The following is a 21410-nucleotide window of genomic DNA, read 5'->3' as shown; positions in this document are numbered from 1 at the left end:
AGTCCGGGCCCGATCTTGGCCGCAGCTATGATCCTCCGGCGACCGGCAGCGATGGGTTGGCCATGTTCCCCTCAAGCATCACCTCGTCCGTCAATCACCTGCGCGCCGCCCTGTGCCTCGGGCTGTGCGTCATCGGATCGACCCCGCTTCGGGCCACCGATGCCGTGCAGTACCGGCTCGGCGCCCAGGACCGCCTGCGCATCCACGTCTACGAATGGCCGGCCCTCACCGGCGAATTCACCGTCGGCGCGGACGGGCTGATCTCGCTGCCGCTCATCGGCGACGTGCCGGTCTCCGGCCTCCAGCCGGCCGACCTCGCCCAGGAGATCTCGACGCGCCTCAGGACGCGAGCCGGCCTGTCGGAACCGCCGAACACCGCCGTCGGGGTGGCGCAGTACCGCCCCTACTACATCATCGGAAGCGTCGAGCGCTCGGGCGAGTACGCCTATCGGCCGGGCATGCTGGTGCTCAACGCCGTCAGCATCGCCGGGGGGGCCTACCGCCGGCCGGACGCAATGACCTTCTCGGTGGTCCAGGAGCGGCTGAAGACCGAGGGAGAGCTGCCGATCCTCGCCCAGAGGAGCCGGGAACTCGCCGCCCGCGAGACGCGGCTCAAGGCCGAGATCGCCTGGCTCGAGAAACCGGCCGCCGCCATCGGTGGGGCGGAAGCCGCGCCTGAGACCGCGCCGGGCCTTTCCGGCAGCGAACAGTCGATGCTGCGCGCTCAGCGCGGGCACCAGCAGAGCGAATTGCGGGCCCTGCAGCAGTCCATCACCCTGCATCAAGACGAGATCGTCTCCCTCAAGGGACAGCGCGAGGCGACGGAGAAGCTCCGGCAGTCGGTCCTGCGCGAGCTTGCCGAAGTGCGTGATCTCATCGTCCGCGGCCTGACCGCGACGTCGCGCGTCCTGCCGCTGGAGCGCACCCTGGCCCAGATCGAGCGCGAGCAGAAGGAGTTCGACACCCTGGCCCTGCGGGCCCGCCAGAACATCAACACCGCCGAGCGGACCCTCGCCACCGTTCGCTCCGAGCGTACGGTGGCCGCCCTGCGCGACCTTCTGGAAACCCAGACGCAGATCACCGAGACCAACGGCCGGATCGCCTCGGCGGAGCGCATCGTGCGCGAAAGCCTCGCTCAGGCCGGCGAAGGCACCTTGAGCGCTCGGGGCGAGCCCACCGTGCACTTCACGTTCTCGGTCGTGCGGGTCGAGGATGGCGAGACCCGGGAGTTCGAGGCGTTCGAGACGACGCCCGTGCTGCCCGGGGACATCCTCAAGGTGCAGCTGCAGCGCCGCGAGGGATCGACGCCCGCCATGGCTCAGACCCGCCCCCCGGTCCCGCGCGTCGCCGAGGAGGCGCGGGCGAAGCGCACCGCCGACGTGGTGCGCTGAAACCGCCGAGGGAGAGCCGGGCGCCGGACGCTCCGCGGCAGGTATTCATACGGGCAACCCGGGGCGAAACGGCCCTGACGCCCCCGACGAAACCCGCTTCAATCGAAGGCCGAGAACGATGCTGCACGTCAAGGGAAGTCCCGCCAGCCTCGTGGGCAACCCGCTCTTCCTCGGGGGGGAGGGCGAAACGATCGACTGGCGCTGGATGATGAGCGCGGTCCACCGCCGGCTCGGTCTCATCGTCAAGCTGGCGCTGGTCTGCGCGGCGCTGGCGGCGGTCTACGTCGTCATGCGACCGGTGATCTACAAGTCGCACACCCAACTCCTGCTGACGAACCTGAAGCTGACCTTCAGCCGGGACGACGCGCTCTTCGCCGAATCGCTGCCCGATCCGTCCTTCCTCGAGACGCAGATGCAGATCGTGCGCTCCGAGAGGATCGCCCTTGCGGTGGTCGATCGTCTGCGGCTCGCCGAGAGCAGCACGGAGATGCCCGGTCTCGTCGAGCGGCTCCGTGAAGGCGCCGCGAGCTGGGTCTCCGGGCTCATCCCCGAAGAACCGGACGGTGCGGCACGCAGCCCCCTCGACGGCGCATTGCGCGGCATCGCGGAGGCGCTCCAGCCCGCCGCGGCGGAGGGGCCCCGCAACCCGGGGGAGATGCGTCGCGCTGCCATGCGACGGCTGCAGCAGGATTACAGCGTCGAACGGGTCGGCATGAGCAACATCGTGATGATCGTCGCCACCGCCCCGGATCCCGAAGAGGCGGCGCGGATCGCCAACGAGATCGCCCGAGCCTATGTCGACGATCAGGTCGCCGCGCGGATCGAGGCGGCGCAATCGGCGAGCATCTGGCTGCGCGAGCGTCTGCGCGATGTCGGGCCGAAGACGCGCATCATCGCCCAGGGCGCCCCTCCCACCGACAAGAGCAACCCGCGCGGTCTCCTGATCGTCGCGCTCGCGGCCTTGGCCGGATGCGCCTTCGGGGTCACCTACGCCCTGCTGCGGCAGATGCTCGACCGCACCGTGCAGAGCCCCGAGCAGATCGTGCGGGCCACCGGGGCCGAATGTCTCGGCATCGTGCCGCGGCTGCACCGTGTCGCGCGGTTGCGCAGCTGGCGCGAGCGCCTGCGCCGCAAGGGCCCGTTGCTGCGGCAGCTTCCGCTCAGCGGCTACGCCGCGAAGCATCCGTTCTCGGCCTTCGCCCAGACGATGAGCCACGCCAAGGTCGCCATCGACGCGGGCCTCGCCGGCCGGGCTCCGCGCTGGATCGGTGTGACTTCGACCTTCCCGGGGGAGGGCGCCTCCACGGTGGCCGCCAACCTCGCGCACGTCATCGCGGCGTGCGGCGAGCGGGTGCTGCTCATCGACTGCAACGCCACGGATTCCGGGCTCACGAAGCGGCTGCTGCGCCAGTCGCAGGACGGCCTGATCGAATGCCTCGCCGTCGGCAAGGCGCGGCCCGCCGACCTCGTGCAGACCGACCCCGCGGACGGGCTCCACTTCCTGCCCATCGGCCACGCCGCGTCCCACTGCAGCGCGCCGATCTGGACCGAGGCGATGCACACCCTGCTCAAGGGGACGAAGAAGGATTACGATTACGTCATCTGCGACCTCGCCCCCCTCGCGTCCGGCGCCGAGGTGCGAGCGGCGGTACAGTATCTCGGCGGCGTCATCCTGGTCGCGGGCTGGGGACAGGTCGAGGCGGAGCATCTGGGTATCGGCGTCGCGCAAGCCGGCCTGCTTCGGGACAAGCTGCTGGGTACCGTCCTCAATCGGGTGAACGTCGCCGCACTCCGCCGTGCGGGCTCCCCGGCCGCCGCCTTCCTGTACCGCGCGAGCGGCCGGGCCGGTGCTCGCGCCTGATCGGTGCATTGGATCGGACCGGCGGACCCGGTCTCATTTCCCCGGTGCTTCCGGGGCAGCGGATTGCCGTCCATGCCGGGCGGTCAGGCGGATGCCCAGCGGTCAGGCGGATGCCGGGGCTCGGCCTGCCTGATGGGCGATGTCGCTCAGACCGGCACACGCTTCCTGACGATGCCGTCCGCGTCCCGGACGACGAGGAACCAGCCCCGGCCGGCCCCCTCCAATTCACCGGAGGCGCGCATCTCCTCGACGCCGGAAACGACCTGTTCGAGTGCGCACGCAAGATCGGCCGCCAGAACGCCCTCCTCGTCGCGGATCGCCTCACGCTTGTTCTCGAGGTCGAAGTGAAAGCGAGACTGCAATTCAACCTCCCATGGATGCAGGCTGCATCTCGACAACGGGAAGAATACCTTCGTATCCGGAGAAGACTCCCGTACCAAATCCGACCGATACTCATCAGATCATATAAATTAATTTACTGCCTGACATTGATCAGGCCGATATCATTGCAATATACTTCCGAGGCATGCACTTTGGAGGTACGGACCGGTATCACGGTCTCATCCCGATCGACGTGCGTCGGTAGGCCCACCCTGCACGATCCACGCGCAAGCTGCACCGGAGAACGCGCATCGAGATCGCGATGCACATCGGATCCCGTCGTTCCCCAAGGCGAGCCGCAGGCGGTTCGGCCCGAGTATGGACATCGATCCTGTCGCCCCGGAGGCGAGACTTATACGAGCCAGGCCAGTGCCTTCTACCCCGGAAAAGGGGCTCGAGTGCGCGATCTATTTGCGGAGATCCAGTGCCGTCGAGCGGCACAGGCGACGCGCCATGGCATCTAGGGCTGATTGTCGTTCGATTTCCCGCTCCGCGACAGGCGCTTCAAAATCTTGCGGAGATGCGCGCGCACCGCTTCCCGCTCATCGGCGATGGGGTCCGGTGTGGAACTACCATTGTCATGAACGAGGGCCCACATCGGCTCAGACCTCCCTTGAAATCTGTCGTCGGGATTAGAACACCCGGGATATCCGTACGTCCAAAAGCAGACATCAAATGCAGCGATGTTTCGCCGTAAGACGGACACTATCATCTCGCACCGGAGAATTTAAGTCTCAAGGCGAGCGAATCCCAAGCCCGCCGCCGGATGCGGCATGTTTCGGGTGCGGATGATTACTGACTTCGTCTCTGCATGCGGGCGATCGGCTGTTCAGCCCACGGTGACGCCGGCCACTGGGGCGCGGCGAAACCGGATGAGGCCCGCCGTCGACGGTGCCTCGGCGAAGCCTTGCGCGAACGTGGAGGCGATACGGCAGATGAGGACCGCCAGGGTGGCCCCCAGCCGTAGCGGTCGCTCGCGCCCACCGCCACGAGGGCGGCGAAGGCGAGATCGAGTATGAGGTTGTGGAGCAGGCAGAGAGCGTAGGAGCCGTCGCCGAAGGGCGGCAGGCGGTGCACGATGCGCGGCAGGTGCCCCCCCTGGCGCTCCCCAGGACCAGGACAGCCCTGGGGAGCGCCCTTCAGGCCCCCGTCGGGATGCCGGGGAAACCCAGCAACGCCCTACACAGGAAGCCGGCGATCGCGACGGTTGGAAGCGGGGGCGGCAGTGGACGACCCTTGCGTCATCAGTATCGCCGTCGACTGCCGCCCCCAGGAACTCGAACTGAAGCGTATGGGTCTGCCCCGCGAAGGACGATCCTTTTTCCCGATGATGAGAAACCGACAGAAGACATGGCTCCTACGAATGGGTTTGTCGTCCGCGGCTGGAGAAATGCGATAGGCACCATTCCATCGAAAACACGGCCGAGACTGCATTCGGTGATTCCATCCCAAGGCATTGGACCAGACGAACACCAGGACAAGGACGCGAATACGCCAAAAGGGGTAATGAGTTAGCTTGACAAATCCGTTAAGATTTCACTAACATCTCTCATCGCCGATGGCGTGTCGGACCGTGGAGATGGGTACGAGCGTCAAGGCTCGGGCAAAAAATAAAAATTGTTAGAAAATAATATTGGTATCTAAATCGATATTAAGAGAGGGGCTTTATCATGAGCAATATTGATATTGTGCGTGCCGGCCTCTCGTCCGGACAAAATTTCAAGTTCGAAAGTCACTTGAATCGTCATCATACGCTCCCCTCGGAGAATGACCTGACGGCGGCCGGCGTGGTTCTGGCCAACGCGATCGGCAACACGATCATTCTAATCGATCGCCGTCCTCTGGTCGGACAGTGCCTCCTCGCCTCGCTTCGCACTGCCGACAAGATCTCGACCTTCGAACTGTATCCGAGTCTCGACCAATGGAAGAGCGAGGTCTCGCGTCTGGCTGCCTGCCTCGTGGTGTTCTGCCTGCCTGGACACCAGGCGGCGGACGCGGACCTCGCCGCCATCAGCCACGACCTGGCCGAGCTCGGCGCCTGGAACGAGACGATCCCGACCATGGTGATGTCGGACAGCGAGAGCCCCGAAACCATCGTCAAGATTCTTCAGTTGGGCGTGAAGGGCTATATCCCGACGACCAGCTCCCTCGACGTTGCCGTGCAGGCCCTGCATCTCGTCCGTGCCGGCGGCGTCTATGTGCCCGCGGCCTGCATGCTGAACGCCCTGGCCAACGCTTCCGCGAAGCCACAACCGGTGAGGACGGACGATGAAGCGTTTTCCCCGCGACAGATGAGCGTCGCCCGCGCCCTGCGGAAAGGCACGCCGAACAAGATCATCGCCTACGAACTCAACATGTGCGAGAGTACCGTAAAGGTTCACGTTCGCAACATCATGAAGAAGCTCAAGGCCAAGAACCGCACCGAGGTCGCCTACCTCACGAACAAATACTTTACCAACGAATAGCTGTCGGTGACGATACCCTCCGGGTGTTCGTCTCGGAGCGTCCGAGGTCGTTGCGCGGTGCAAGAACCGGCTGCGGCGACGTTCGGCGCAGACACTTCGGGGTTTGGCCGCGCACCACCTCCGTCCGCCGGCAATTTCCGCGACGGCCCGGCGGACAGCGCGCTTGACTTTGCCGCAACGCAGCAATCCGGGAACGCGCGGCGATCCCGTACGGTTTGAAATCCCAGCAGAGGGATCAAGCCCATGAAGATCGTCACCGTCGCAGACCTTATCGTCGAGACCCTCGAGCAGGCGGGCGTCGCCCGGATCTACGGCCTCGTCGGCGACAGCCTGAACGCCCTGACGGAATCCCTGCGGGCCCGCGACACCATCGAGTGGGTGCATGTGCGCCACGAGGAGGTCGCGGCTTTCGCGGCCGGAGCCGAGAGCCAGATCACCGGCGCACTCTCCGTTTGTGCCGGCTCGTGCGGCCCGGGCAACCTGCACCTCATCAACGGCCTGTTCGATTGCCATCGCTCGCGGACGCCGGTGCTTGCCATCGCGGCCCACATCCCGTCTGCCGAGATCGGCTCCGGGTACTTCCAGGAGACCCACCCCGAAAACCTGTTCCGCGAATGCAGCCATTACTGCGAGATGGTCTCGGACCCCTCGCAACTGCCACAGGTTCTGGAGAACGCCATGCGGGCGGCCATCGGGCTGTCCGGCGTCGCCGTGGTGGTGATCCCGGGCGATGTCACCCTGAAGGACGCGCCGGAGCGGGACATCGCGCCGAATGCCGGCCTGATTCCGAGAAAGCCGATGGTGCGCCCCGCCACCCGGGAACTCGACGCCTTGGCCGACCTCCTCAACGGTTCGCGCCGCGTCACACTCCTGTGCGGTCGGGGCTGCGCCGGAGCGCATGCCGAGTTGCTGCAGCTCGCCGAGACCCTGAAGAGCCCCATCGTCCACGCGCTCGGCGGCAAGGAGTTCGTCGAGTACGACAACCCCTACGATGTCGGCATGACGGGCCTCATCGGCTTCTCGTCGGGCTACGCCGCCATCATGGGCTGCGATACCCTGCTGATGCTCGGCACCGACTTTCCCTACCGGCAGTTCTACCCGACGGATGCGAAGATCGCCCAGGTGGATCTCCGCCCCGAACAGCTCGGCCGCCGGTGCAAGCTCGATCTCGGCCTCGTCGGCGACGTGAAGGACACGATCGCGGCCCTGATGCCGAAGCTCGCCCCGAAGGACGACCGCAAGCACCTCGACGCGGCGCTCAAGCACTACGCCAAGGCCCGCGAGGACTTGGACGACCTCGCCACCGGCGCCCCGAAGAAGGGCTGGTTCGGACTGAAGGCCGGAACGAACCACATCCACCCGCAATACCTCACCAAGCTCCTGAGCGAAGCGGCCGCCGAGGACGCGGTCTTCACCGCCGATGTCGGCACGCCGACGATCTGGGCGGCGCGCTACCTCAAGATGAACGGCAAGCGCCGCCTGCTGGGCTCGTGGGTCCACGGCTCCATGGCCAACGCCATGGCGCAGGGCATCGGTGCGCAGGCGGCGCAGCCGGGGCGGCAGGTGGTCTCGCTCTCGGGCGACGGCGGCTTCACCATGCTGATGGGCGACCTGCTGACGCTGCGACAGGAGAAGCTCCCCCTGAAGGTGGTGGTGTTCAACAACGGCACGCTGGGCTTCGTCGAGATGGAGATGAAGGCTGCCGGTTACATCGAGACCGGGGTCGCCCTCGACAATCCGGACTTTGCCGCCATGGCCCGGGGTGCGGGCATCCATGCCGTGCGGGTCGAGGACCCGGCCGAACTGGAGGGCGCCTTGCGGGAGGTGCTGGCCCATGACGGCCCCGCGCTCCTCGATGTGGTGGTGGCCCGCCAGGAGCTGTCGATGCCGCCCAAGATCGACGGTCAGCAGGTCAAGGGGTTCAGCCTCTACGTCATGCGTGCGGTCATGAGCGGGCGCGGCGATTCCGTCCTCGACCTCGCCAAGACGAACTTGCTTCGCTAGAACCGGAACCATCGTTTCGAATGTTTCCAGGGTGGGCGGCGCTCCGGCGCCGCCCACGAAATGAAGAAAAACGCCATGCGCATCGGACTGTTCGTGCCGTGCTACGTCGATGCCTTCGAGCCGGAGGTGGGCATCGCCACCCTCGAACTGCTCGAACGCTTCGGCCTCGACGTCCATTACCCGTTCGACCAGACCTGCTGCGGCCAGCCGATGACCAACACCGGCTGCCATGCCGAGGCGGCCGCCACCGAAGCCTTGTTCGTGAAGAACTTCACCGGGTTCGACTATGTCGTCACGCCGTCGGGCTCGTGCGCGCATCAGGTCCGCGAGCACCTGACCGCCATCCCGCAGACGGACGACGTGAAGGATGTCCGGGCAAAGACCTTCGAACTGGTGGAATTCCTGCACGACATCCTGAAGGTCGAGGAATTCCCCTGGGCCTCCTTCCCGCACAAGGTCGGCTACCACTCGAACTGCAACGCCCTGCGGGGCATCCACCACGCCCGGCCGTCCGAGCTGAACAAGCCCTACTACTCCAAGCCCCTCGACCTCCTCAGCAAGGTCAAGGGCATCGAGATCGTCACGCCCGCCCGCCCCGACGAGTGCTGCGGCTTCGGCGGCACCTTCTCGGTGTTCGAGCCGGCCGTCTCGGCCAAGATGGGCTACGACAAGGTGACCGACCACGCCCAGGCCGGCGCCGCCTACGTGGTCTCGGCCGATTCCTCCTGCATGATGCACCAGAAGGGCTGCGCCGCCCGGCTCGGCACGCCCCTGAAGTTCATCCACATCGCCCGCATCCTCAACGGAGCCGCCGCATGAGCATCGAGGATCAGGGCCTGCGCGAGACGGCTCCCGAGAGCGACCACGGCCAGGACGGCCGGCGCCTCCAGCACGCGGAAGCCGCGACGAAGCCTGTGGCGGTGAAGGCGCCCCGCGAACCGCAGCCCCGCGGCGCGAAGATCCGCGGCGACCGGCCCATCGACCAGGCCGAGGCCGCCGAGCGCTTTCTGGCCGCCCCCCTGCACCAGAAGGCGCACGATGCCCGCCTGTGGGACCTGCGCGGCAAGCGCGATGTCGCGGCCTTCGGCATTCCCGAATGGGAGGAGCTTCGCGAACTCGCCTCCCAGATCAAGACCCACACCCTGTCGAACCTCGACAGATACCTCGAGGAGTTCGAGGCGAACGCCCGGGCCAACGGTGTTCACGTCCACTGGGCGGCGGACGGGGCCGACCACAACCGCATCGTCCACGGCATTCTCAAGGATCACGGCGCGAAGACGCTGATCAAGTCCAAATCCATGCTCACGGAGGAGTGCGGCTTTCGCCATTACATGGCCGGCACCGGCATCGAAGTGATCGAGACCGATCTCGGCGAGCGCATCCAGCAACTCGACAACGAGGAGCCGAGCCACGTCGTCGTGCCGGCGGTGCACAAGACCCGGTTCGACGTGGCGGAAGTCTTCGCCCGGACCATGGGCACCGACCCGGAGAACGACGACGCTCACTACCTGGCCGAGAGCCAGCGCATGCACACGCGTCCCCTCATCCTGGAGGCGGATGCGGGAATGACCGGCTGCAACTTCGCCATCGCGGAAACCGGCACCGTCGTCACCTGCACCAACGAGGGCAATGCCGACCTCTCGGGCAACGTGCCCAAGCTTCAGATCCACTCCATCGGCATCGAGAAGCTGATCCCGCGCATCGAGCATCTCGGCGTGTTCATCCGCCTGCTGTCGCGCTCGGCGCTGGGCTCGCCGATCACCCAGTACACTTCGCATTTCAGGGGGCCGCGTGAAGGCACCGAAATGCACATGGTGCTGGTCGACAACGGCCGTTCCGAGCGCCTCGGGATGGAGGAGTTCTGGACATCGCTCAAATGCATCCGCTGCGGCGCCTGCATGAACACCTGTCCGGTCTACCGGCGCTCGGGCGGCCTGTCCTACGGCGCCACCTATTCGGGACCCATCGGGCTCATCATCGACCCGACCTTCAACAAGCGCAAGTATTCGACCCTGCCGTTCTCCTCGACCATGAACGGCTCCTGCACCAACGTCTGCCCGGTGAAGATCAACATTCACGAGCAGATCTTCGCGTGGCGCAAGGTCCTGGCCGAGGAGCACCAGATTCCGCTCCTGAAGCAGGGAATGATGAAGGCGGCGGGTCAGGTGTTGAGCCGGCCGGCCGCCTACCGCGCCGCCATCGGGGCGGCCGATTCCGCCCTCAGGGCCCTGCCGCGCTTCGCCGTCTACAACCCGCTCAACACCTGGGGGAAGGGCCGCGAGATGCCCGAGACCCCGCGCCAGAGCTTCCATAGCTGGTACAAGCAGAACCGGATGACCAAGCAGGACGGCGCCAAATGAGCGCCCGTGACGACACCCTGGCCCGCATCCGGAAGAACCGCCCGGCGGGCGACCATCCCCTGCCGGAGGTGCCGGTGTTTCCCCCCCTCGTGGGCGACGACCACGTGGCGGAGTTCGGCGAGCGCCTGAAGCGCATGGGCGGCCGCATCGCCGCCCCGGTCCCAGGCGCCGATCCGTTCGCCGCCGTGCGCGAGCGTCTCGACACGGCGGCCGTCATCGCCTCCGCCGTGCCGGAGATCACGGGAAACCGTGATCTCGGAGCGGTCGCCCGCCCGCAGGACCTCGCCGACGTCGATGTCGCCATCGTGCGCGCGGTGTTCGGTGTCGCCGAGACCGGCTCGGTGCTGTTCACCCAGGACGAGTTGCAGGTGAACGCCGTGGCCTACCTCGCCCAGCACCTCGTGGTGTTGCTCGATCCGGCCGATATCCTGGTCAACATCCAGGCGGCCTATCGCCGGCCCGATTTCGGCCGCGCCGCCTACGCCGTGCTCCATACCGGCCCTTCGGCCACCGCCGATATCGAGGGTGTGCTGATCCATGGGGCGCAGGGCGTGCGCTCCCTCACGGTGATCCTGCTGCCCCGGGCCTGAGCGATCCGCGCATGGCGCGCGGGAAGGGCAGCGGTGGCTCGATCGCGGAGCTTTTCCGTCCGAACGGGCGTAAACCTTGCACCCGTGCGGGCACAAAGGCTTGCACCCGTGCGGGCACAAAGGAAGGAGCTTCCATGCGCTACACCCTCGGCTGCAGCCTGTCGTACAACATCCTCTCGGACACGACCTTCATCTTCAACCTGGAAGTCGCCAAGCTGCGGAGCCTGGAGATCCTCAGTGAATCCCTGGTGCTGACCCCCAATCTCAAGCGCGACATCTACACGACGCCCGATCTCCTGAACCGCTATCTCGGCGTCAACGTGCCGATGGGGCAGTTCGCGCTGGAATACAACGCCGAGGTCGAACTCACCGTCCACCGGGCCGACCCGGCCACCATCAACGAGACGCCGATCGGCCAACTGCCCCTCGACATCCTGCCCTTCCTGCTGCCGAGCCGCTTCGTCTCGTCGGACCGCCTGACACCCTTCGCCCAGGCCGAGTTCGGCGCCCTGCCCAAGGGCCATGCCCGCGTGAACCAGATCTGCAACTGGATCCACGACCACCTGACCTACCAGCCCGGCACCAGCGACGGCGAGACCACCGCAGACGAGAGCCTGCTGAAGCGCGCCGGCGTCTGCCGCGACTTCGCACATATCGGCACGGCGTTCTGCCGGGCGCTCGGCATCCCCGCCCGCTTCGTGAGCTGCTACGCCCACGGCCTCGTGCCGAGCGACTTCCACGCGGTTTTCGAGGCCTATCTCGACGGGCGCTGGTGGCTGTTCGACGCGACGCGACAGGCCGACCTCGACGGTCTCGTCCGCATCGGCGTCGGCCGGGATGCCGCCGAGATCGCATTCTCGACGCCCTACGGCAACATGCAGCCCATCAACCAGCAGATCCGCATCGTCCGCTCGGACGGCCTGGGCAGCCCGCCCCAGCGAACGGTGGACGCCATCTCGACGGAGGTGCCGGCGCCGCATGCGGGTGCCGCCTGACGTTCATCGGAGCGCCGACGCGGCTGGTCGCCCCGCCGGAGCGTGACCGAGCCACAGATTCAGTACCGGCCGAAATCCCGATCGCGCCGGGGACGCTCGTAGGCATCCGAGCCGCGCCGGTCGTAGCCGTCCGACCGGCGCTCGGAATCGCCCCGCCCGCGGACGCGATCATCACGGTCGTCGTCGCGCTCGTCCCGGCGATTGTCGCGGCGGCCACGCCCGTCGTCATCGCGAAGATCCCGTCCCCGGGGCTCCTCGCGACGGCCGGAGGCGGCCAGCGGCGCGTACCAGCACATCTTGCTGAGGCCCGGAGCCGGATCGCCGAAGGTCGAGACGGCGCACAGGATCGAGCCGCCCTGCGGGAAGGGGCGCCCGTTCGTGCGGCCGGTGACGCCGAAATAGACGTTGGTCGCGTGGGGCATGCGGCAGACCTGCCCTTCCTGCGCGCAGGGAACGAGATCGTCGATATCGAGCTGCGCCCGGGCCGGAACCGAACCGAGGAGGGCCGCCCCGAGGAGGGCGCCGAGGAAGACGGCAAGTCCAGAACGCACGATCTCGATCCTTTCCGATGGTGCCGATCGCCGACATGGATCGGCCGCACCTGCGCAACGCGGGCAGCACTCCGCCGCCGACGTGCCGATGTCCTATCACGTCCGCCGGCCCGCGCCAGCGATCCGCCGAGGGCCCACGCAAAGCAGCGGCACGGCCCGTTTCACGGACTCTTAAAGGCCTATCGGCAAGGGTCGGCGCACGATGACGGGGTTCGGCTCGCCGCCGGTCCCAACCGAGACGAAGATCATGCGCACTGCCCTGGCCGGAGCCTCCGACGATCCGGCCGTCGCCCGATCCGTCGCGGGTCCGATCCGGTCGCCCCTGCTGCAAAGGGTGATCTTCTCTCTCCTCTTCGTGCTGCTGGTCACGAAGGCGATCGAGCTCACCTGGCCACCGCTCGGGCGGATCACGGTGCTCATCGATTTCGACGCGTTCCTGATCGCGGGCCGCCTAGTCTGGCGCGGAGAGGTCGAACAGGCGTACCATTTCACGACGCTGCTTCTGGCACAGCGCACCCTCGGGGCGCCCGATACCTTCCTGCCCTGGACCTACCCGCCCGTCTTCAACCTGGTGGTGGCGCCCTTCGCGCTCCTCCCCCGTGGACTGGCCTACCTGCTGTTCACGGGCGGCACCCTGGCGGCCTATCTGATGGTCCTGCGGCGTCTGGCCCCACAGCATCTCGGCGCGCTCCTCGCCCTCGTGTTTCCCACCTTGATCGTCACCATCGCCTGCGGCCAGAACGGGTTCCTAAGCGGCAGCCTCATCGGCCTGGCCTGCCTCCATCTCGCGCGCCACGACCCGCGCGCCGGGCTGCCCCTGGGCCTGATGGCGATCAAGCCGCATCTCGCCGTCGGCTTCGCGCTCCAGGCCGCGATGACCCGCGACTGGCGCACGGCACTCATCGCCGCAGGCGTGGCGGGCGCATCGGCCGCGCTCGCCACCCTGGTGCTCGGCCCGTCCGTCTGGAGGGCGTTCCTCGGTGGTGTCGCCGAGGCAGGGGCCTTCTTGGAACAGGGGCTCTATCCCCTGTTCCGGATGATCTCGGCCTATGCCGTCGTGCGGACCCTCGGCGCGTCCGCCGCGGTGGCCATGGCGGTTCAGGCCTGCGTCGCATTCCTCGCCCTCGGTCTCGTGGCCCTCGCCATCCGCCGCCGGATGCCGACCCGCCAGGTGATCGGGCTCACTGCCGTCGCGAGCCTTCTGGTGAGCCCCTACGCCTACGATTACGATCTTCCGATCCTCGGTGTCGGCTTGGCGCTCCTCGCCCCCGATCTCATGGCGCGCACGACGGCGCGCGAACGGACGGCCGTCTTCACCCTCGCCTGGATCGCCTCCGGATGGGGCTTGGCCATGACGGGTGCGTTGCGTGTCAGGTACGGCGAAGAAGGCCTCGCCCTCGGGGCGATGCCCCTGTCTCTGGCCGGTGTTGGACTGGTGGGACTGGTGGGACTGATCTGGCGGGTGCTCCAGCGCCCGCCCGCACAGGCCGTACCGGAGATGTTGTGAGACCGGCGCTGCGGTTCACGCGGCCCGGGAACCGGAGCGGTCGGATATGCCGAGCCTTCGCGCGTGAGGCGTGCCGTCTTCGCTGTAGAGCGCTTCGACGATGCGAAGGCCGGTTGTTCGGAAGGCGCGTGACCCACATCCCCGATCCGGCTCGAAACGAGCGGGCAGAAGCCTAGAACGCCGAGATACCGCGTGCGCGCCGAAGGCCCCCGGACGAGGGCGTGCTCTGCGGCTCGTTCACGGGCGGGGTAGGGGTAAGCACCGGCGCCTCCACCGGGGCGGCCGGCGTCGGCACCTTGCCGACACGCTCGATCCGCACGCCGACGTAATCACCCCGGCGCCAGGCCAGACGGACGAGGCAGAGGAAATCGCGGCCGATGATCCGCAGCATGAAGACATCCGGCAACGCCAAACTCGCCGGAACGCCGATCCTCGCACCCGATTTCGATACGTCCTTTACGGTGCACGGAACCTCTGTGCCGTCGCGAAACCGAATCGTCGCGATCCAGTTCGTTTCGCTGCGCACTTCGCGCCGCGCCAATTCCGTCGCGCTCTCGGCACTCGCTGTCACGCGCATCGTCCTTCGCTGAACTCCTCACCAAGCACAGTGAGCGGGAGAGATTTACGAAGCGATACCGTACAAACGCCTCGCGATCACAGACCCGTGATCGCAAACAAGTTCGATGGAATTCCACCCCCAGCCGCCGTCGCGAGTCTAGTTCGGACGGGGCACTCCGGGAGAAATCGGTCCAGGGGTCGAAGCCTGCTTCTCTGGATTCTTGATCTGACTATAGGCGACATTCGAAAAACTTCCGATGACTGCATGCCAGCCGGTTTTCCGGTAGGCCGGATCGTCACGGCTCGCCTTGCAGAAGGCCGTGGTGACCGCGTTGACGATGTCGTCGTCCTTGGCTCCCGGGGCCGCCGCCTTGATGCGGGGCAAGAGAGCGTCGAGACGCGGAATGAAGTCGGCCGGCGTCAGGCCTTTCAGAGCTTCGTCAGCCCCGGCTTCGTCGAGGGCCTTGGCGACCTCGGGCTGTGCGACCTCGGCGCATGGCGCGCTTCCGGCCAGCATGGTCTGCGTCTTCTCCCGCGCCGCGGCCACCACGCCGCGTTCGGTGATGACGGGGGCGCTGTTGCCCCAGGCATTGCGGATGTAATCGGTGACGTCGGCCACCTCCGCATCGGTCATGCCGGCGCCGATGGCGGGCATCGGGGCGTAATCGTTCTGGGCGGCGAGGCCGCCCAGGATGACGCGGATCACCGTCTCGGGCCCTTGTGCCTGAACCGAGGTGTTGCCGGCAAGAGCCGGAATCGCGCCCTCGACACCCTTGCCGTCCGGTTTATGACACGAGGAACAGTAGCTCAGGTAAGTCCCGGCGCCCGGCGCTCCAGCCGCGTTGAAAGCCTGGAGATCCTTGGTCTTGTAGGTTTCCTTGGCCTTCTGTGTGCGCAGATACGCGACCATCGCCTTAAGGTCGGCATCGGTCATCTTGGACAGGGATTCCTGGATCGTCTGGCGCATGGGGCCAGCGGCGACGCCGGGGCGGTCACCCGGAGCGGTTCCGGTCTTGAGATAGGTCACCACCTGCTCATCGGTCCAGGCGCCGATGCCCGTGTGGTCGTCGGGCGTGATGTTGGGCGCATACCAGCCGTCGATGACGCCACCGCCGAGCTTGCCCGCCAAGCCGCTGTTGCCGACGATCTTGTTGGCGTTGTGACACATGCCGCAATGGCCCAACCCTTCCACGAGGTAGCCGCCCCGGTTCACTTCGGCGGACGATTCAGGGTCGGGCTTGAACTCCCCCGGCGTGAAGAACGCCGTGCGCCACGTGATCAGAGCCGTGCGGATGTTGAACGGAAACGGGATCTCGGAAGGCTTGCGGACCTCGCGCACGGCTTCGAGGGACTGGAGGTAGGCGAAGATCGCGTCGGCATCCTCCCGGGTGACCTTCGTGTACCAGGCGAAGGGGAACGCCGGGTAGAGATACGATCCGTCCTTGGTGATGCCGTCGTGGAAGGCGCGGTAGAACTCGTCGGCACTCCAATTGCCGAGCCCCGTCTCCTTGTCGGGTGTCAGGTTGGGCGTGCGGATCTTGCCGATGGGCGTATCGAGGACGTAGTTGCCGGCGAACGGCTTGCCGCCGGGAGCGGTATGACAGGCGACGCAATCGCCCGCGGTGGTGAGATACTCGCCGCGCTTAATCAACGCGGCCTGGGCGTCCTGGGCGGCTGCCGGCTCGATCGCGGAGCATAGGAGAAGGCCAGGGCCGAGGCCGAGGGCGACGAGGCGATGCATCACACCTGTTCTCCACACGATCAGAAATCTGGAACTATATTAACTCATGGCTCGGGAACGCGACGGTTTTCGGCATTGTTCCGCCAGCCGATCCGGGTGCGTTGCCGCAGGCGGCGCACGCTTTGGTGGCAGTTCGCAGACGCAGTCCGAGCTCCGTCGCGTGCGCCAGGAACGAGAGGAACAGGCACGCGGCAGTCGTCCACCACGGGCCGCCCGTCAGCGCCGTCCGGACGGCGAGCATCAGGGCCGCGCCCGAGGCGAGGTTGAACAGGAGGGGGCGCAGGGCGAGCCGGCGCCCCCATGCCACGAGGACGAGGGCTTCGCAGGCGACGAGGACGAGGATGGCGTCGACGACGTGCCCGGAAGCGAACAGCCAAGCCATCGCCTCACGCCGCCCCGAACGGGCCGTTGAGGCGCACGATGGCGCGGTTGAGCACGGCCGCGATGCCGACCCAGGCGAGGTAGGGCAGGAGGAGCACAGCCCCGAGGGTGGAGACCCGCAATGTCACGAGGATCAGGGCGAGGATCGACAGCCACAGCAGCACCACCTCGGCGAGCGCCCAGTCGGGTCGGCGCATCCGGAAGAAGATCGCGCTCCAGGCGATGTTCAGGACGGCATTGACCGCGTAGGCGACCAGGAGCGCGCTGCGCCGCTCCGGGCTCGCATCGGCGTTCCAGGCCAGGACGGCCGAGATCGCCGCGAGGGTGAAGATCGTGGTCCAGATCGGCCCGAACGCCCAATCCGGCGGTTTCCAGTCCGGGCGGCGCAGGCTTTGGTACCAGGGACCGATGGTGGTGAGCACGCCGCCGGCCACCGCGACCACGAGGGCGATGCCCGCCGCCACGGCGATCGGCGTCCAGTTCCACTGGCCGGATTCCATCACGGTGAAACCCACCGGAACAGATGGGCGAGGTCCTTGAAGAAGATCCGCACGTGGGCGACGGGCTTGGCGCGGACCAGCTCCTTGTTCATGTAGGAATCCCAGGTCAGCTGCTGGACGTCCTTGTCGCGGCAGATGGCGACGAAGCGCTCGCGCAGGGAATCGTTGCGATACCAGACGCCCTGCATGATGCGCAGGATGAAGAAGATGCGGCCATGCAGGCGCATGAACCGCTTACGGGCCAGGGCCAGGGCCGAGGCCTTGCCGGTGACGAGGAAACGCTCGGCGGCCTCCGCCGCCAGCCGCCCGCCGAGCATCGCGTAGTAGATGCCCTCGCCCGAGGCCGGGGCGACGATGCCCGCGGCATCCCCCGTCAGCAGCACGTCGCGACCATTGTCCCATTTGCGCAGGGGCTTGAGGGGCAGCGGGGCTCCCTCGCGGCGCACGGTCTGCCCGGCATCGAGACCCGTGGACGCCCGCAATTCGCGGATGGCGCCGCGCAGGGAGAACCCCTTGCGGGCGCTGCCCGTACCGATGCTGATGGTATCGCCGTGGGGAAAGACCCAGGCATAGAAGTCGGGCGAGAGCTTCCCCTGATAATAGACGTCGCAGCGCGTCGCCTCGACGTCGCCGCCCTCGGGCGGCAGGCGGACGATCTCGTGATAGGCGAAGACCTGTTTCATGGCGGCGTGACCGGGGATCTCGGCCCGCCCCACCGTGGAACTCGCCCCGTCCGCCCCGATCACGAGGCGGGCTCGCACCCGGCGCGGCGCGTTGCCCTGCCGGTAATGGACCGTCGCCAGCCCTTCGGCATCGCGGTCGATCCGGTCGAACGTTGCCGCGCGCAGGTCCGCCCCGGCGAGGACGGCGCGATTGCGCAGCCAGGGATCGAAATGCTCGCGATCGACCATGCCGACGAAGCCGTCGCCGATCGGCATGTCCACCCGCTGGTCCTTCGGCGAGATCATCCGGGCGGAGCGGACCTTGGCCACCAGCAGATCGTCGGGGATCGCGAAGTCGCGGATCAGGCGCGGCGGGATCGCACCGCCGCACGGCTTGATCCGGCCCGGCTTGTCGAGAAGGAGGACCCGCCGTCCCGCCCGGGCGAGATCGGTGGCGGCCGTGGCCCCGGCGGGACCGCCGCCCACCACCACCACGTCGAAGGTTTCCGGCTCGGACATGCTGAACATGGACGTCACCTCGTGGACAGGCTCGGCGCGAAGGGAGCGTGATCGGAGCGGGGCGCGCGGCGCGCGGCCGGGGTGTGGGCGACGCGCAGGGCGAGGGCTGCGCCGACGAGGAACAGTGCGGCCTCGGCCGCGAACACGCCGGCATAGGCCTGAACCGGCGGCAGGACGAGGCGGGCTGCGTCCACCGCCACGGTGCCGAGAAAGCCACCGGCACCGAAGGCGACGCCTTGCGCGGCGCCCCACACGCCCATCCGGGTGCCGCGCTCGGCCTCGCCGCCGGCTCCGGCGAGCCCCATCATCGACCCGATGGCAGCCACCGCGAAGACGCCGTTGGCGAGCCCGAGGGCGAACACGGCGGCGCGCAGCGGGAAGTCCGGGCCGACGAGACCGCCGCCCGCGATGGCGAGGAGCGCCGCCGCCGAGCCGACGCACCCGAGCGTCGTCCAAACCTTGAGGGAGCCGAGGACGGGGCCGCCGATCCCCATGGTGAGCCCGGCCACCAGCAGCATGCCGGCGAGCACGCCGCCGTGCTGGAGCCCCGCGAGTTTGGTGGTTCCCCCAGGCGTCATCGCGAACACGTGGCCGGCGAAGGGTTCGAGGATGAGTTCCTGCGCGCTGTAGGCGAGCATGGCCACGAAGATGAACACCGTGAAGCGCCGCGAGGCCGGCTCGGCCCACACCTGGGCGAGCACCGCCCGGAACGGCTTCTTCGTCGTGGCGTCCCGCGTGTCGCGGGCCGCTCCGACGGGCTCGACACCGCGCACGGCCAGGGCCGCGACGCAGAAGGCGATGGCCGAAACCGTGCCGGAAACGGCGACGAGGCGCGCACCGGAGAACGGATCGAGGAAATGGCCGGCGAGCGGTGCGGTGATGGCGAAGCCCGCGATCATCATCACCCAGACGACGGTGGCGGCCGCCCCCCGGCGCCGGTCCTCGACCCCGGTGGCGAGGAGAACGAGAAGCGAGGTGCCGGCCGCGCCCGCCCCCATGCCGACGGTGAGGAAGGACAGCACCGCGAGGGCGAGACCGGCCGTCTGATGCGTCTCGGCGAGGGCCGTGGCCACGGCGGCGCCGAATCCGCCGAGTGCCAGGGCGGCCATGCCGCCGACGATCCATGGGGTACGACGGCCGTGCACATCGGAACCGTAGCCCCAGCGCGGCCGGAGAATCTGGACGGCGTAGTGGAGGGCGACGAGGCCGCCGGGGACGATGGCCGGCAGGGCGAGTTCCACCACCATCACGCGGTTGATGGTCGAGGTCATCAGGACGACCACCGAACCGAGCGCAGTCTGGACCAAGCCCAGGCGAACGATCTGCCACCAACTGAATGCGAACGGTGCCATCCACCGGCCTCCCTGGCGCCATCGGCACTTCGGCCGAGGCCGACACCACCCGGGAACGCTAGTGACCGACACCGATCGGTGTCAAGTTTGATTTACACACTCGGCATCACGATTCCGGTGCCGGAGCGCTCACGCCTCGTCGGTGGTATCCGGTCCGTCGAGGTCCCCGATCCCGTAGCGGCGCAGCTTGGCGTAGAGGCCCTGCCGGCTGAGGCCGAGCATCTCCGCCGCGGAGGCGCGATTGTCGCGTGTGATGCGCAGGGCCGCTTCGATGCACAGACGCTCGATGAGATCGGTGGATTCCCGCACGAGGTTCTTCATCGAGACCCGCCCGACGAGTTCGGTCATCTGCTCGACGGAGCGCGGCAGTTCGCGGCCACCGGACGCCACCGGCGTCGTGCGTCGCGGGGCGCTGCGAATGGTGAAACCGAGGCAGGGCTGCGCACCACCCGGGACCGAGACGGCGGCCACCTCGACATCCTCCACGGCCCCGTACTCGCCACGAAAGCTCGTCGCATAGTGCCGGACGGAGCCGTGTTGGACCAGCGTCGCGAACAGGGCGGCGGCCTCGGTCTCCTCGCGCCCGAGCCAGCGGTCGAGGGGCTCGCCCCGCACCTGCTCCTCCGTGGCGAGCTGCGCCAGATCGAGGAATGCCGGATTGGCCGCGAGGATGCGCCGCGCCGGATCCGTGACCACGAACCCCTCGGGCAGGTTGTGGAGAACGTCGAGGGTGCCGGCACTGGAGCGGCTCGGTCCGGCCTCGGAGGCATGATTCGCGTCGGGCGTGAGACGCAGGAGGACGCTCGTCGCACTCTCCTGCCGGAACAGGGAGGCGGAGAGCCGCACGGCGCCGCGCGCATTGCCCAAACGGGCATCGAGATCGCCCGCCTGGCCCGTGACCCGCAGGCCGGCGAACAGCGATTCGAGGTCGCGGGTGCTGGTCGCGTCGAACAAGTCCACGGCATCGTGGCCGACGATGCGCTTGTCGGCCTTGCCGAGCAGGCGTGCGGCGGCCGGATTGACCTCGGTGACCCGACGGGTCGACGCATCGACCACCAGGACCGGTTCGGCGCCGAGTTGGAACAGCAGTCGGTAGCGCGTCTCGGCTCCGCGCATGCGCAGGTAGTCGCGTTCGAGGGCCTGCTGGGTCTCGGCCAGGGTGCGCTGGAGCGAGGCCATCGCCCGCAGGTTCCGCCCGATGACGATGACCGGGCCGTCGCTCTTCAGGCGCATGGCGGCGTAGCGCACGGGCAGATCGATGCCCTTGGCCGACATGTGATTGACCTGCCGCCAGCGGGTCACGGAACCCGGTTGCGCATCCTTCAGCAAGGCGGCGATCTTGGGCCGACTCTCGATGGTGACGGTATCGGCCCAGCGCTGGCCGAGCCAGGTCTCGCAGCCCTCGCCCACGAGATCGCTACTGCCGAAGGCCGCGTCGCAGATCACGCCTTCACCGTCGACGACGAGGGACAGATCCGTCGCGGCCGCGACGAGGAGCCCGGCGGCTTGAGCGTCGAGGGGGCCGAGGGTTTTGTGAAGCGCCGCGAACGCGTCGCTCGCGGCTGGAAGCGCCAGGCTATTCAAGGTGCACC

Annotated in this window: 18 protein-coding genes; 9 read left to right on the top strand and 9 right to left on the bottom strand. The window is 67.7% G+C overall.

Annotation, left to right across the window (positions count from 1 at the left end; translation table 11 throughout):
* The first annotated feature begins 62 nt into the window (after window positions 1-62).
* Window positions 63-1391: a polysaccharide biosynthesis/export family protein gene (locus tag ASF27_RS18685; protein WP_162238653.1), complete on the top strand. Its 1329-nt coding sequence runs from the start codon at window positions 63-65 to the stop codon at window positions 1389-1391.
* A 118-nt stretch (window positions 1392-1509) separates the two neighbouring features.
* The gene (locus ASF27_RS18680) at window positions 1510-3252 is read left to right on the top strand and encodes a tyrosine-protein kinase domain-containing protein (RefSeq protein WP_056362386.1); all 1743 of its coding nucleotides are present in this window, start codon (window positions 1510-1512) and stop codon (window positions 3250-3252) included.
* A gap of 146 nt (window positions 3253-3398) precedes the next feature.
* On the opposite strand, the gene ASF27_RS18675 is transcribed toward ASF27_RS18680, so the two are convergent.
* Window positions 3399-3614 (bottom strand): hypothetical protein, encoded by a 216-nt coding sequence (locus tag ASF27_RS18675; RefSeq protein ID WP_056167296.1) that lies wholly within the window; start codon window positions 3612-3614, stop codon window positions 3399-3401.
* Between the two features lie 1689 nt (window positions 3615-5303).
* Between ASF27_RS18675 and ASF27_RS18670 the strand changes: the two genes are divergently transcribed.
* From ASF27_RS18670 to ASF27_RS18645, 6 genes are all read left to right on the top strand, one after another.
* Window positions 5304-6098, top strand: coding sequence for a response regulator transcription factor (locus ASF27_RS18670; RefSeq protein WP_082479327.1), 795 nt, complete (start codon window positions 5304-5306; stop codon window positions 6096-6098).
* A gap of 243 nt (window positions 6099-6341) precedes the next feature.
* Complete coding sequence (gene poxB / locus ASF27_RS18665; RefSeq protein WP_056362382.1) at window positions 6342-8102, top strand: ubiquinone-dependent pyruvate dehydrogenase; 1761 nt, start codon at window positions 6342-6344, stop codon at window positions 8100-8102.
* A 75-nt stretch (window positions 8103-8177) separates the two neighbouring features.
* Window positions 8178-8921, top strand: coding sequence for a (Fe-S)-binding protein (locus ASF27_RS18660; RefSeq protein WP_056167303.1), 744 nt, complete (start codon window positions 8178-8180; stop codon window positions 8919-8921).
* Window positions 8918-10462 (top strand): lactate utilization protein B, encoded by a 1545-nt coding sequence (locus ASF27_RS18655; RefSeq protein WP_056267334.1) that lies wholly within the window; start codon window positions 8918-8920, stop codon window positions 10460-10462. Before ASF27_RS18660 ends, ASF27_RS18655 begins: the two co-directional genes overlap by 4 nt.
* Complete coding sequence (locus ASF27_RS18650) at window positions 10459-11052, top strand: LUD domain-containing protein (protein WP_056267332.1); 594 nt, start codon at window positions 10459-10461, stop codon at window positions 11050-11052. Before ASF27_RS18655 ends, ASF27_RS18650 begins: the two co-directional genes overlap by 4 nt.
* 134 nt (window positions 11053-11186) lie before the next feature.
* On the top strand, window positions 11187-12047 hold the full coding sequence (locus tag ASF27_RS18645; RefSeq protein WP_056167310.1) for a transglutaminase family protein: 861 nt from the start codon (window positions 11187-11189) through the stop codon (window positions 12045-12047).
* Between the two features lie 59 nt (window positions 12048-12106).
* Here ASF27_RS18645 and ASF27_RS18640 read toward each other — a convergent pair whose 3' ends face one another.
* On the bottom strand, window positions 12107-12598 hold the full coding sequence (locus ASF27_RS18640; RefSeq protein ID WP_056362379.1) for a hypothetical protein: 492 nt from the start codon (window positions 12596-12598) through the stop codon (window positions 12107-12109).
* A 247-nt stretch (window positions 12599-12845) separates the two neighbouring features.
* Here ASF27_RS18640 and ASF27_RS18635 point away from each other — a divergent pair, with 247 nt between their 5' ends.
* Window positions 12846-14105: a glycosyltransferase family 87 protein gene (locus ASF27_RS18635; protein WP_056362473.1), complete on the top strand. Its 1260-nt coding sequence runs from the start codon at window positions 12846-12848 to the stop codon at window positions 14103-14105.
* Between the two features lie 172 nt (window positions 14106-14277).
* Here ASF27_RS18635 and ASF27_RS21845 read toward each other — a convergent pair whose 3' ends face one another.
* The 7 genes from ASF27_RS21845 to ppsR all read right to left on the bottom strand — a co-directional run bounded on the left by ASF27_RS21845 (window position 14278) and on the right by ppsR (window position 21402).
* A complete protein-coding gene (locus ASF27_RS21845) occupies window positions 14278-14682 on the bottom strand; it encodes a PilZ domain-containing protein (RefSeq protein ID WP_082479325.1) in 405 nt (134 codons plus the stop codon).
* A gap of 138 nt (window positions 14683-14820) precedes the next feature.
* Entirely contained in the window at window positions 14821-16404 is a 1584-nt protein-coding gene (locus ASF27_RS18620) for a cytochrome c (protein ID WP_056362372.1), read from the bottom strand.
* 34 nt (window positions 16405-16438) lie between these two features.
* Window positions 16439-16786, bottom strand: coding sequence for a hypothetical protein (locus tag ASF27_RS18615; RefSeq protein WP_082479323.1), 348 nt, complete (start codon window positions 16784-16786; stop codon window positions 16439-16441).
* Window positions 16787-16790: 4 nt separating this feature from the next.
* Complete coding sequence (locus tag ASF27_RS18610) at window positions 16791-17285, bottom strand: TspO/MBR family protein (protein WP_056168846.1); 495 nt, start codon at window positions 17283-17285, stop codon at window positions 16791-16793.
* Complete coding sequence (locus tag ASF27_RS18605) at window positions 17285-18466, bottom strand: geranylgeranyl diphosphate reductase (protein WP_056168843.1); 1182 nt, start codon at window positions 18464-18466, stop codon at window positions 17285-17287. Before ASF27_RS18605 ends, ASF27_RS18610 begins: the two co-directional genes overlap by 1 nt.
* A gap of 14 nt (window positions 18467-18480) precedes the next feature.
* Complete coding sequence (locus ASF27_RS18600) at window positions 18481-19818, bottom strand: BCD family MFS transporter (protein ID WP_056306626.1); 1338 nt, start codon at window positions 19816-19818, stop codon at window positions 18481-18483.
* Between the two features lie 129 nt (window positions 19819-19947).
* Window positions 19948-21402, bottom strand: a complete 1455-nt coding sequence (ppsR, locus tag ASF27_RS18595) for a transcriptional regulator PpsR (RefSeq protein ID WP_082479319.1) — start codon at window positions 21400-21402, stop codon at window positions 19948-19950.
* Window positions 21403-21410: the final 8 nt, after the last annotated feature.

It is taken from the genome of Methylobacterium sp. Leaf102 (assembly GCF_001422425.1).
Lineage (GTDB): Bacteria > Pseudomonadota > Alphaproteobacteria > Rhizobiales > Beijerinckiaceae > Methylobacterium.
Note: the sequence above shows the minus strand (reverse complement) of the source record. Positions and strands in the feature narration are given on the sequence as shown.

Bases quoted from the DNA above. Each gene is read 5' to 3' on its own strand.
- ASF27_RS18685 (WP_162238653.1), top strand. From the start codon at position 63: ATGTTCCCCTCAAGCATCACCTCGTCCGTCAATCACCTGCGCGCCGCC.
- ASF27_RS18680 (WP_056362386.1), top strand. From the start codon at position 1,510: ATGCTGCACGTCAAGGGAAGTCCCGCCAGCCTCGTGGGCAACCCGCTC.
- ASF27_RS18670 (WP_082479327.1), top strand. From the start codon at position 5,304: ATGAGCAATATTGATATTGTGCGTGCCGGCCTCTCGTCCGGACAAAAT.
- poxB (WP_056362382.1), top strand. From the start codon at position 6,342: ATGAAGATCGTCACCGTCGCAGACCTTATCGTCGAGACCCTCGAGCAG.
- ASF27_RS18660 (WP_056167303.1), top strand. From the start codon at position 8,178: ATGCGCATCGGACTGTTCGTGCCGTGCTACGTCGATGCCTTCGAGCCG.
- ASF27_RS18655 (WP_056267334.1), top strand. From the start codon at position 8,918: ATGAGCATCGAGGATCAGGGCCTGCGCGAGACGGCTCCCGAGAGCGAC.
- ASF27_RS18650 (WP_056267332.1), top strand. From the start codon at position 10,459: ATGAGCGCCCGTGACGACACCCTGGCCCGCATCCGGAAGAACCGCCCG.
- ASF27_RS18645 (WP_056167310.1), top strand. From the start codon at position 11,187: ATGCGCTACACCCTCGGCTGCAGCCTGTCGTACAACATCCTCTCGGAC.
- ASF27_RS18635 (WP_056362473.1), top strand. From the start codon at position 12,846: ATGCGCACTGCCCTGGCCGGAGCCTCCGACGATCCGGCCGTCGCCCGA.
- ASF27_RS21845 (WP_082479325.1), bottom strand. From the start codon at position 14,682: ATGCGCGTGACAGCGAGTGCCGAGAGCGCGACGGAATTGGCGCGGCGC.
- ASF27_RS18620 (WP_056362372.1), bottom strand. From the start codon at position 16,404: ATGCATCGCCTCGTCGCCCTCGGCCTCGGCCCTGGCCTTCTCCTATGC.
- ASF27_RS18615 (WP_082479323.1), bottom strand. From the start codon at position 16,786: ATGGCTTGGCTGTTCGCTTCCGGGCACGTCGTCGACGCCATCCTCGTC.
- ASF27_RS18610 (WP_056168846.1), bottom strand. From the start codon at position 17,285: ATGGAATCCGGCCAGTGGAACTGGACGCCGATCGCCGTGGCGGCGGGC.
- ASF27_RS18605 (WP_056168843.1), bottom strand. From the start codon at position 18,466: ATGTCCGAGCCGGAAACCTTCGACGTGGTGGTGGTGGGCGGCGGTCCC.
- ASF27_RS18600 (WP_056306626.1), bottom strand. From the start codon at position 19,818: ATGGCACCGTTCGCATTCAGTTGGTGGCAGATCGTTCGCCTGGGCTTG.